Origin of the sequence: Phenylobacterium montanum, assembly GCF_018135625.1 — a bacterium.
In the GTDB taxonomy this organism is placed as follows: domain Bacteria; phylum Pseudomonadota; class Alphaproteobacteria; order Caulobacterales; family Caulobacteraceae; genus Poindextera; species Poindextera montana.
Genome location: NZ_CP073078.1, coordinates 1,904,442 through 1,915,793, shown reverse-complemented (window position 1 = coordinate 1,915,793; position 11,352 = coordinate 1,904,442). Strand labels below are relative to the sequence as shown.

11 protein-coding genes are annotated in these 11,352 nt (G+C 65.0%); 6 read left to right on the top strand and 5 right to left on the bottom strand.

Features of this window, described 5'->3' with window-relative positions; all coding sequences use genetic code 11:
* Positions 1-110: 110 nt before the first annotated feature.
* Together KCG34_RS08535 and KCG34_RS08530 are read right to left on the bottom strand one after the other, a co-directional pair.
* Complete coding sequence (locus tag KCG34_RS08535) at positions 111-284, bottom strand: hypothetical protein (RefSeq protein ID WP_211939946.1); 174 nt, start codon at positions 282-284, stop codon at positions 111-113.
* 238 nt (positions 285-522) lie between these two features.
* Positions 523-732, bottom strand: coding sequence for a cold-shock protein (locus tag KCG34_RS08530; protein WP_211939945.1), 210 nt, complete (start codon positions 730-732; stop codon positions 523-525).
* A gap of 228 nt (positions 733-960) precedes the next feature.
* Between KCG34_RS08530 and KCG34_RS08525 the strand changes: the two genes are divergently transcribed.
* On the top strand, positions 961-1,161 hold the full coding sequence (locus KCG34_RS08525; protein WP_211939944.1) for a hypothetical protein: 201 nt from the start codon (positions 961-963) through the stop codon (positions 1,159-1,161).
* Positions 1,158-1,433 carry a hypothetical protein gene (locus KCG34_RS08520; protein WP_211939943.1) on the top strand — a complete coding sequence of 92 codons (276 nt, stop codon included), beginning with the start codon at positions 1,158-1,160 and terminating at the stop codon, positions 1,431-1,433. Before KCG34_RS08525 ends, KCG34_RS08520 begins: the two co-directional genes overlap by 4 nt.
* Positions 1,434-1,641: 208 nt before the next feature.
* Here KCG34_RS08520 and KCG34_RS08515 read toward each other — a convergent pair whose 3' ends face one another.
* The gene (locus KCG34_RS08515; protein ID WP_211939942.1) at positions 1,642-2,226 is read right to left on the bottom strand and encodes a YybH family protein; all 585 of its coding nucleotides are present in this window, start codon (positions 2,224-2,226) and stop codon (positions 1,642-1,644) included.
* 261 nt (positions 2,227-2,487) lie between these two features.
* Here KCG34_RS08515 and KCG34_RS08510 point away from each other — a divergent pair, with 261 nt between their 5' ends.
* The 4 genes from KCG34_RS08510 to KCG34_RS08495 all read left to right on the top strand — a co-directional run bounded on the left by KCG34_RS08510 (position 2,488) and on the right by KCG34_RS08495 (position 10,015).
* Entirely contained in the window at positions 2,488-3,621 is a 1,134-nt protein-coding gene (locus KCG34_RS08510) for a hypothetical protein (protein ID WP_211939941.1), read from the top strand.
* Between the two features lie 290 nt (positions 3,622-3,911).
* Positions 3,912-5,561 carry a choline dehydrogenase gene (locus tag KCG34_RS08505; RefSeq protein ID WP_211939940.1) on the top strand — a complete coding sequence of 550 codons (1,650 nt, stop codon included), beginning with the start codon at positions 3,912-3,914 and terminating at the stop codon, positions 5,559-5,561.
* A gap of 140 nt (positions 5,562-5,701) precedes the next feature.
* Positions 5,702-6,652: an aldo/keto reductase gene (locus KCG34_RS08500; RefSeq protein WP_211939939.1), complete on the top strand. Its 951-nt coding sequence runs from the start codon at positions 5,702-5,704 to the stop codon at positions 6,650-6,652.
* 318 nt (positions 6,653-6,970) lie between these two features.
* Entirely contained in the window at positions 6,971-10,015 is a 3,045-nt protein-coding gene (locus tag KCG34_RS08495; protein ID WP_211939938.1) for a cadherin-like domain-containing protein, read from the top strand.
* Here the strand turns inward: KCG34_RS08495 and KCG34_RS08490 are convergent.
* Together KCG34_RS08490 and KCG34_RS08485 are read right to left on the bottom strand one after the other, a co-directional pair.
* Positions 9,993-10,586, bottom strand: coding sequence for a hypothetical protein (locus KCG34_RS08490; RefSeq protein WP_211939937.1), 594 nt, complete (start codon positions 10,584-10,586; stop codon positions 9,993-9,995). The genes KCG34_RS08495 and KCG34_RS08490 overlap by 23 nt on opposite strands.
* On the bottom strand, positions 10,583-11,320 hold the full coding sequence (locus KCG34_RS08485) for a hypothetical protein (RefSeq protein ID WP_211939936.1): 738 nt from the start codon (positions 11,318-11,320) through the stop codon (positions 10,583-10,585). The genes KCG34_RS08490 and KCG34_RS08485 overlap by 4 nt, the downstream gene beginning before the upstream one ends.
* Between the last annotated feature and the right edge of the window lie 32 nt (positions 11,321-11,352).

Genomic DNA, 11,352 nt, shown 5'->3' with positions numbered 1-11,352 from the left:
GCCGCCCCCGACCCGGAAAAATCAACCCGGAGGCAAGTTCATCATCAATTCGCGGCCAAGGTCAATCCTGCGGCCAAGCTTGAAGGGGCGGCGGGCGGGGGAGGGGCGCTTCAGGCCAGGCTGCGCTGCCGGGCCATTCGCTCCAGCAGCAGGGACAGGTGGTCCAGGGACATGGAGCGCAGGATCGGGTGGGATCGGTGCAGCTCGTGAAGGCTGGCTGCGGGGCGCTTCTGGACGATGGTCTTCAGGACGCCGTCGGCGTCGGGTACATATCTATGATTCATTTTTTCGATTGTTCTGGGCCCCGCGGCGCTTCCTTGGGAGGCGGGGCGGATGGCCGTCCGGAAATGGACGGCTCGATCTAATGGGCGTGGTTCGAGACGCTCGCTTGCGCGAGCCCTCACCATGACGAAGTCGAGTGGGTTGCACAAAAGCCAGTCATGGTGAGGAGCGGCCCGCCAGGGACGCGTCTCGAACCACGCAAAGGCGGTAGGCCGCTCGATTTTACGAGCGGCCTGAAGTTCAGACGAGTTGCAGCTGGGCGGCCGAGTTCTTGCCGGAACGCTGGTCGCGCTCGAGTTCGAACGACAGCTTCTGGCCTTCATTGAGCGAGCCGATGCCGGCGCGCTCCACGGCGGAGATGTGTACGAACACGTCTGCGCCGCCCTGGTCGGGCTGAATGAAGCCGAAGCCTTTTTGGCCGTTGAACCACTTTACGATGCCGGTTTGCATAATTGTCCCTTTCCGGACATGGGTTTTCCGCGCCCGAAAAGGGAGGGAAGTCAAATTTTCGGTGAGGGTCTTAGCGAGCGGAAAGCCGAATTTTCAGATTTTCGGCGGGCGCGACAGGCGAGCCAAAGCGATATTTGATATCGTTATATTGGGGGTTGATCGCAGGATATGCAAGAAAAATCCTGGAAATACTTTTCGCGATGGGCCAGGGGCGTGCTAAAAACCCGTATGCGAGCTCAACTCGAACGAACTATCTTCACCGTAATGCGGGATGGCGACGCCTGGGTCGTCGAACACGGCGGGGCCCACTTCGGTCGCACCATCGACAAGGAGGTCGCCAAGGCCTTCGCCCATAAGCGCGCCCGAGAGATGTCGGACGCCGGCGGGGCCGTCGCGGTGCACGTGACCGGCGAAGGAGGCTTTCGATGAAATCGGCCCACAACCCCGCCGCCACCGCCTCCACGACCGTCGCTTTCCGCTTCCGGGCCGAGATCGAGCAGGCGACGGCCCAGGGCGTGCCCCCGGGCGACATGGCCCTGCACCTCACCCTGCGCGATGTCGCCCTGTTGCAGCGCGACCCCGCGGTCCCGGTCGCCGACATCAGCTTCGCCGGCGGAACCATGACCTTCCTGGGCGTGACCATCCACAAGGGCGAGGTTTCGCGCAGCGTCCTCAACCTCCCCAGCGCCAGCGAGGCGTAGGGGCGGGCTCCCAAATTTCCTCATCCTGAGGTGCTCGGCGCGAAGCGGCGAGCCTCGAAGGACGCAATCACGGGGCCGCCACTGCGTCCTTCGAGGCCCGCTGCGCGGGCGCCTCAGGATGAGGAGCTATGGTGAAGCCGCTAAACTTGGCGCTTATGGGCATTCGCCGGGATGAGCGGATTTGGCGCGCGCCGCGCTCTCCGCCCCCCTACGGCTTCGACATCAGATCCGCCTTGCCGGTCGCCAGGTCCACCGGCACCGAGACGTGCTCCTCGACGATCCGCCAGGCGCCGCCGGTCTTGCGGAACACGTCCGTCACCCGGACCGTGACCTCGGTCTTGCTCCCGTCCTTGGCGGTGAAGCTGGTGTCCTGCACGTTGTGGCCCCAGGCCACCGGCCCGACGATGTTCAGGGTCTGCTCGCTGATCGTATTGGTCAAAGGCCCGGGAAAGGCCGCGAACATCTCGGTCCAGTCCTTCTTGTAGTCGTCCCAGCCCACGTGCTCGCGCGGCGGGGAGACGTCGAAGACGAACAGGCCCTTCTTGGCGTAGGCCGCCATCACCCCGTCGGCGTCCTTGGCGTTGAAGGCCTTGTTGTAGGCCTTCAGCAGCGCCTGGATCTGCGCCCGATCACTTGGACCAGAGGCGCTGGGGCCCTTGGGCGCCGCCGCCGCGGGCTTGGCCGCCTGGGCCGTCCCCGAGGCCGCCGGCGCCGGCGTTCCTTGCGCCGCCGCCCATCCCGCCGCCAGCGCCATCGCCGCGCCGGCCGCCATCGCAAGCCATCCTCCACGCATGACCAGCCTCCCTTTGTCTCTTTTAGGCGCAGACCCCCGAAAGCCGCTCCCGACCCCAGCCGAGCCACGCGGCGGGGATCAGGCGCTTGGATGGGGGAGGTGGCAAGGGCGCATTTTTGATCGGGTGGGCGTATTGATGGTGCCTCCCACGCCCTCGAAATCCATATTGGCACTGTCGTTGTGCAGGCTCATGGTGACGAGGTCGCGGCGTGTTGGAGGGCGAGGTATGGAGAACAATGTTTCTACTGAGACCGCCTTCGAATGGTGGCTCATTTGACCGGCTGCCTGTACGCATCGTTTCCCGCCGATCCCTCTCGACCTTTTATAAATTCGGTCGACCTTATGCTGGCTGATACTTTGGTTACGTTGAGGGGCGTTCCCAATGATGCGGTATCTATACTTCCAGCCACTACCATACCCGAACATGCGGGCGCTATTTCTAAAGTTTATTTGAATAGAAAGTTGTTATTGTCTGGGCCAAACGCCCTAGCTTTTTCGGGTAACGGAAATGATATACGCTCTTTTTGCAATCAGTTTATTTCTAATCTCTCAGATCCAGGTGGACATCACGTTGTAGATCGCTTGGCTGTTGCTGCAGAAGAATATCGTAATGAGGGGCGAGATGTCGCAATCATTGCTGCAAATATACCAGACAATCTGGAGGATGGATTCCGCCAGGTTAGCAATGGGCAATCTATAAATCTAAAATACATGAATCCGTGCACCGCGATAGGCAGTGGGGCGAGTGATCTTCTTGATCAGTGTCGAAAATATGATCAGAGTCTCTGTTCTAACATTCAAAATCTAACCAATCCTGTCCTAAGGGCCAACGCATTTGCTGTCCAGCTTGCGGCAAAGAGGCTGGCCGCAGAGTATGTTGGTGACGCTGAAAATGCGTGGGGAGGGTACATTGAGTGGTGCTGTGGCGATCCGACTAGACATTCTTGGAGGCGCGGACCAAAAATTGTTCACTACTTCTTGCATGCGCAAGGAAACATCTCTAGAAATATAAAAGTATATTTTGTTCCCAGAATAGTGTTGTACAATCCAGGGGATGATGTGGGCAGAATTTTGGTGCTGGCTATTGAAAATAAGGTCACGTTTTGCAGTGAATTTCGTATGAATAGTGTTGGTATGGACATAACACATAAAATTATGGGAGACGAGCTTGATTTTTGGGCAAATTTCTCTCCAACGCAAGGCACAATTACGATCGTTGGCGGAAGTAAGGGTGTCGGATTTAACTACGCCACTAAACTGATAACTAAAAATATTCTAGATAGATTTGGGAGTCATCCTTTTACAGGAAAATTTAGGCCGAATATTTTCAATTTAATAGCAAAGAAATTCGCTCATGGTGTATTCAAAAATTTTGAATGCGAATATATGGTTTAATTGTCGAATTTTCTACGAATAAAGAAGCGCTGGCGCTCTGCGATCTGGAGCTAGAGTATTATCGCTGGGATCAAATCTGATATCAACTCGGATGGCTCCGCCACACGATATGCTGTCACTTGCTGCCCGTTGGCGTCCTGCACATGCGGCCCGCCCGGTCAGGGGCACTGTGCTCCTCGCCTTAAATCTGCCCAACAAACCTGACGCCCCCGTCACCAACGCCCTTGCATCCGCCCCACGCTCGCGCCACCTTGCCGGCCAACGAATAGCCAGAACCAGGCGAGGGACCCTTGGAGCGTTTCGACTACATCATCATCGGCGCCGGCTCGGCCGGGTGCGTGCTGGCCAACCGGCTCACGGCCGATCCCAAGGTTCGCGTGCTGCTGCTCGAAGCCGGCGGCAAGGACAATTCGATCCTGGTGCGCATGCCGGCCGGCGCCGGGGCGCTGCTGTCGGAAAAGGGGACCTACAACTGGGGCTTCTGGACCGAGCCGGAGCCGAACCTGGAGAACAGGAAACTCTGGTGGCCGCGGGGCAAGGGCTGGGGCGGCTCGTCCTCGATCAACGGCATGATCTATATCCGCGGCCACGCGCGCGACTACGACCAGTGGCGCCAGATGGGGCTGAAGGGCTGGTCCTATGCCGAGGTGCTGCCCTATTTCAAACGCGCCGAGACCTATGAGGGCGGCGCCGACCCCTATCACGGGGGCGAGGGGCCGCTGTACGTGTCCGACGGCCGCTCCAAGAGCCGCATCTTCTCCGGCTTCATCGAGGCCGGGGTCCAGGCGGGGCACAAGCGCACCGCCGACTTCAACGGCTTCCAGCAGGAGGGCTTCGGCCCCTATCAGCTGACCATCCGCGACGGGCGCCGCTGGAGCGCGGCGGCGGGCTATCTGCACCCGGTGATGGGCGTGCGGCCCAACCTGACCTGCGCCACCCTGGCGCGCACCACCCGCATCCTGATCGAAAAGGGCCGCGCGGTCGGGGTCGAGTATGTGCAGGGCAAGAACGCGGAGAAGAAGACCGCCTATGCCGACGCCGAGGTCTTGGTCTCCTCCGGCGCGGTGCAGTCGCCGCATGTGCTGCAGCTGTCGGGCATCGGTGATCCCGATGAGCTGAACAAGGCCGGCGTGGCCGTGACCCACGAGCTGAAGGGCGTCGGCAAGAACCTGCAGGACCACCTGGACGTGGTGCTGGCCTGGGAGACGCCGGGCGAACAGACGGCCTATGCCTACAACAAGGGACTGGCGCGGCTGATGACCGGGCTGAACTACATGCTGCGCGGCCAGGGGCCGGGGCGGCAGAACTTCCTCGAGGCCGGCGCCTTCCTGAAATCCCGCCCCGACCTCGACCGCCCGGACCTGCAGCTGCACTGCGTCCAGGCGATCATGCTCGACCACGGCAAGGTCCCGGTCGACCGCGACGGCTTCACCGTGCACATCTGCCAGCTGCGCCCCGAAAGCCGCGGCGAGATCGGCCTGCGCTCCGCCGACCCGCTGGACGACCCCGCCATCCGCGCCAACTACCTGGCCACCGACGAGGACCGCCGCGCCCTGCGCGAAGGCGTGCGCATGACCCAGAAGCTGGCCGACATGCCCGGCCTGAAGGCCATCGCCGGACGCCAAGTCTCCCCCGACGTGGCCCTGAGCAGCGACGCCGAGATCGACGCCTGGATCCGCCGCACCGCCGAGACCATCTACCACCCCGTCGGCACCTGCCGCATGGGCGTGGCCGGCGACGCCATGGCCGTGGTCGACGACGAGCTGAGGGTGATGGGCATCGAGGGCCTGCGGGTCATCGACGCCTCGGTCATGCCGACCCTGGTGGGCGGCAACACCAACGCCCCCACCATCATGGTCGCCGAAAAAGCCGCGGACTTGATCCTCGGCCGCGCCGCGCCCAAGTCGGAAGACGCGCCGGTGTACGAGGACGCGGCCTGACGGCCCTTGCGTGGTTCGAGACGCGTCCCTGTCGGGCCGCTCCTCACCATGACGAGGTTTTTGGAATGCACAGTTCATAGTCATGGTGAGGAGCCCGCGCGAGCGGGCGTCTCGAACCACGCACGAGAGGGAACCCGCCCATGCAAAAGCGCAAACTCGGCCGTTCGGGCCTTTCCATCGCGCCCCTGATGCTGGGCGGCAACGTGTTCGGCTGGACGGCGGACGAGAAGACCTCCTTCGCCATCCTCGACGCCTTCGTCGACGCCGGCTTCGACGCCGTCGACACCGCCGACGTCTATAGCCGCTGGGTTCCCGGCCATACGGGCGGCGAGTCCGAGACCGTGATCGGCGCCTGGCTCAAGGCCAGTGGCAAGCGGGACAGGATCGTCCTGGCCACCAAGCTCGGCATGGACATGGGCGGCGACAACAAGGGCCTCTCCGCCGCCTACATGGTCCGCGCGGTGGAAGACAGCCTGCGCCGCCTGCAGACCGACCATATCGACCTCTACCAGTCTCACCGCGACGACGCCGAGACCCCGCTGGACGAGACGCTGGAGGCCTATCAGCGCCTGATCAAGGCCGGCAAGGTGCGCGCCATCGGCGCCTCCAACTACGACGCCGCGCGCCTCGGCGAGGCCCTGGGGGTCAGCGCCGCCAAAAGCCTGCCCCGCTACGAGAGCCTGCAGCCGCTATACAATCTCTATGACCGCAGCGCCTACGAGGGTCCCTTGCAGGACCTGTGCGTGAAGGAAGAGGTCGGCGTGGTCTGCTTCTACGGCCTGGCCAGCGGCTTTCTGACCGGCAAGTACCGCTCCGAGGCCGACCTCGGCAAAAGCCCGCGCGGCCGCGGCGCCAAGCGCTACCTGGACGCGCGCGGCCTGCGCATCCTGGCCGCCCTCGACGCCGTGGGCGCCGAGACCGGCGCAAGTCCGGCCCAGGTCGCCCTGGCCTGGCTGATGGCCCAGCCGGGGATCACCGCTCCGATCGCCAGCGCCACCAGCGTCGCCCAGCTGGAAGAGATCCTGGGCGCTGCCCGTCTTTCCCTGTCTGCGGACCAGGTAAAGGCCCTGACCGCCGCCTCGGACGCCTGACCGCTCAAACATAGCCTGGGCGTTGTTGGCGGTTGTTTGGGCGATTCCTTGCCAGAACTTGCCGAGTCTCTGACCAAGCTTGGTAAACGAAGTATGACATCCTTAAGTTGGCAACAATATTTACAACGCATTTAGGTTGATTGCGTGATCTTGCCGTCGGATGAACGGCGAGCGAGCCAAGATGGGTCCTGCAGAGGTATAGCCGCAAGTCTTCGCGCAGTCGGCGCCGGACGACGATTCCGGCCCGGCCCGCGCTGCTTGATGAATGCTGCGCCTCTGCTTGACCGGCTGCTCGTCCTGCGGACGGGATAGAGTCGAATGGCGACCTACTACAACTTCGCCGGCCAGCTGATGGCGACCAGCGCCGCGGCCCACGCCTGGATCCAGACCACCGGCGCCGCCCAGACTCTGACGGCGGCGTCCACGACCGCGACCCAGCTCACCGACGCCTATGGCGGCGCGACCCTGGTCGGCGGGGCGGCCGACTGCACCTTCGACATCTCCGACAGCTCCGACCAGATCGTGGTGACGTCGACCAGCGTCACCGACACGGTCTATGCCTGGACCAGCTTCGTCCTGCCGACCAACGTCAACAACCTGACCATCGAGGCGGCCCACGCCACGGGTGTGGGCAACAGCGGCAATGACCTCTTGATCGCGGCGGCGGCCGGCGACACCCTGGTGGCCGGCTCCGGCTCTAACGTGCTGGTGGACAACGGCGCCGGCGGCGACTTCTTCCAGTTCGGCGCCAATGCGACCACCGACGTGATCTACGGCTTCCAGGCCAGCGGGACGAACGCCGACGTCATCCAGCTGACCAGCTCGGCCTTCACCAGCTTCAGCCAGCTGCAGTCGCACCTGACCCAGCAGGGCGCCGACACCCTTTTGACCATCTCCCCGACCCAGCAGATCCTGATCCACAACACCCTGGCGAGCTCGCTGACCGCCTCGAACTTCGCCCCCAGCGTCAACCTGGCCAATACCGCGACCACCTTCAACGACGAGTTCAACGGCCTCAGCCTGTGGAATTCGGCGACGGGCACGGGGACCTGGAAGACCAACTACGAATCCGGCAGCCAGACCGGCGCCAATGCCTGGACCAGCCGCACGCTGCAGCCGAACGGCGAACAGGAGATCTATGTCGACGCTGGCTATGCCGGCAATGGGACCACGGCCCTGGGCCTGAACCCGTTCTCGATCTCCAACGGCGTCCTGACCATCACCGCCTCCAAGACCCCGACCCAGGACCTGGCGGCGCTGAACAACTTCAAATACACCTCGGGCCTCCTGACCACGGCCAAGTCGTTCTCGCAGACCTACGGCTATTTCGAGATGAAGGCCGAGCTGCCCTCGCAGCAGGGCGCCTGGCCGGCCTTCTGGCTCCTGCCCACCGACGGCAGCTGGCCGCCCGAGCTGGACGTGATGGAGCAGATCGGCGGCAAGAACGTCTATGAGACCGCCCACTATGTGAACGGGGCCGGCGCGACCACCCAGACCGGCTTTTCGTCCTACGTCCCGACCAACACCACCGGCTTCCACACCTACGGCGTGCTTTGGACGCCCACGACGCTCGCTTGGTACGTCGACGGGGTCGAGGTGGCGACCATGGCCACCCCGTCGGACATGAACAAGCCGATGTACATGCTGGTCAACCTGGCCATGGGCGGCAGCTGGGCAGGCTCGCCCTCCAGCGACTTCACCACCGCCCAGATGCAGGTGGACTATGTCCGCGCCTACAGCCTCTCCAGCCTGAACCTGTCCGGCGGCGCCGCGCCCGGCGCCATCTATACCAACAGCTCCGGGTCGACCCCGACGGTCACGCCGACCCCGTCGACGCCCTCGGCGCCCTCAGCGCCCTCGACGCCCTCAACGCCGACCCCGGCGGCGGTCGCCCCGACCTCGGTCGCCGACGGCTATGCGGTCAAGGCCGGCCACGCCCTGACCGTCGGCGCGGCGAGCGGGGTTCTGGCCAACGATACGGACAACAACGGCCAGTCCCTGGCCGCCACCCTCGCGACCAACGGCGGGCCGCAGCACGGGACCCTGACGCTGAACGCGGACGGCTCCTTCACCTACACCCCCAATGCGGGCTTCGCCGGGACCGACAGCTTCACCTATATCGCCAGCGACAGCCTCACCGCCGGGACCCCGACCACGGTCACCCTGACCGTCGCCGCCCAGGCGCCCACGGCCACGGCCGACACCTACGCCGCCGCGGGCGGCGCCACGACCACGGTCAACGCCGCCCACGGGGTCCTGGCCAACGATGTCGACAACAACGGCCTGACCCTGACCGCGACTCTGGCCCAGAATGGCGGCCCGAGCCACGGGACCCTGACGCTGAACGCAGACGGCTCGTTCAGCTACACCCCCAACCAGGGCTATGTGGGAACCGACAGCTTCACCTACATCGCCAGCGACAGCCTGGGCGTCGGCACGCCCACGACCGTCACCCTCAACGTCTTGGCGCAGAACATCGTGGGCGGGACGGGCGGCGACACCTATCACGTCTACAACAGCGCCGATCAGATCAGCGTCGCCGCCGGCACTCCCAACGAGAGCGTGATCGCCACCTGCAGCTACGCCCTGCCGGCCAACATCCAGAACCTGACCGTGCTCGGCTCGGGCCTGACCGCCACCGGCAACGCCATGGACGGCGCCCTGACCAGCCTCGGCGGACCCAACACCCTGGTGGCCGGGACCGGGGTCGAAACCTTCTATGTCAACAGCACCGGCGATGTGGTGATCAACACCACCAGCCAGCAGCACGACGTGATCATCTCGTCGGTCAGCTACGCCCTGCCGACCGGCGTCCACAGCCTGCGCCTGACCACGCCGGGGACCACGGCCATCGGCAACGCCGCCGGCGGCAACTACCTGACCGCGCTGGGCGCCAATCAGACCCTGGTCGGCGGCGCGGGGGGCAACGACGTCTTCACCGTCTCCTCCTCCACCGACGTGGTGCAGGTCGCGGCCGGCACGCCGAACGAGACGGTCTATGCCTATTGCAGCTTCAGCCTGCCGGCCAACGTGCAGAACATCGTGGCCAAGACCGGCGTGGCGGTGACCATCGTCGGCAATACGATGAACAACGTCATCACCGCCGGCAGCGGCGCCGACACCCTGACCGGCGGCGGCGGCTCGGACACCTTCGTGATGGGGCCGGGCCAGAAGATGGAGACCATCACCGACTTCACGTCAGCGGATCGGATCGACATCTCGGCCTATCTGGCCAAGGGCCTGAACCCCACCTTCACCGACTACGGGACCTATTCGACCATTCACTTCTCGACCGGCGAGACCATCAAGCTGCTCGGCGTCCACGCCGCCAGCCTGTCGGTCAGCGGCCATTACGTGGTGTAGGCGCGTCCCTGGCCTCCGGGTGGTCGTGGAAATCGAGCCGGCCCGGCAGGGCGAACTCGGGCGTGTCGTGCTTCAGCAGCGTTTTGTCGCCCACGGCGAAGGCCGCGCTTCCCTTGCAGCGGCCGCTCTCCAGGCTGTCGATGCGCCCGTCGCGGATGCCCAGCTGGACCGCCTTCAGCTCCAGCGACAGGTCGATCTCGAACGGCAGGCGGGCGATCTCGGTCGGTCCCAGCATGACGTCCAGGCTCGGGTGGTGGGTCGAGGTCAGTGTATGGTCGGCGAGATAGAAGGGCAGGGTCTCGTCCGGCCGCTTGCGCGACTGGCGGATGCACTCCTTCAGCGCCGAGACGCTGCTCCAGCCTGAGATCAGGATGTCCTCCAGCCGCACCTGGAACAGCTGCTCCACGGTCCGGGCATAGCCGGTTCGGGCCTCGTCCAGCAGGGCGTGGGGCAACAGGTGCGCCGCCTCGTCCAGGGCCTCGCCCATGGCCTTGGGATCGCAGCAGTCGAACACCGGCCTGCCGTCGTCGTCGCAAAAGAAGGATTTCAGGGTCACCGGGTCGCTGCTCATGACGAGACCTGCGGATCGTGGAAGTGAAGGCGAGTGTCGGCCTGGCCGGCCCGGGCCTGGACCACGACGTGAAGGCCGGGCGCGGCGACGAAGCGGATCTCCTGGCGCCCGGCGTCGCCCATGGGCGCCAGGCGCAGCCAATGCCGCAGCGCCCACCAGCCGGCGATCGCCGCGGCGAGCAGGGCGCCGGCCGCCATCAGCAGGGCGCTTCGCCAGTCGAATGACGGCTGTGGCGGCCGGGAAGGGGGCTCGGGAGCCTTGCCGACGGTCACTTTGGTTGGCCCTGACGGGTCGGCGGCTCCGGGCTTCTCGATTGGCTGCTGCGGCTTGTGACCGGCTGGCGGCTGCGGCGCGCCGGGGACGGTAGCAGGATCGCTTGCAGCGACGTTCGGGCTGTCGGCTGGCGGCTTGGCGCCCGGTATGTCCCACCAGGGCTTGGGCCAGGGCGATTGATAGGGCGACGACGAAGCCGCCGGGCCGGCGTCCGCGGGGCCGGCCGGTCCCGCGGCGGGCTGGTTCTGCCAAGGCGCGCCGCCGCCAGGCTGTTGCAGCGCGGGCGCGAGGGCGCCGGGGACATAGGGTGGCTTGGCGCCGGGCTCCCCGGCCGCCTTCGCTGGCGGCCCGTCCGAGGTCTGCGCCAGGCCGGCGCCTGCCCAGCCGCCTCCGGCGAGCAGGATCGCCGCGGCGATGCAGCCGCAGACAGCGCGATGGGGAAGGCGGTTCGGCGCCCGCATGTCTCGCCCCCGAGCAGGCGTGCGTCACCCCG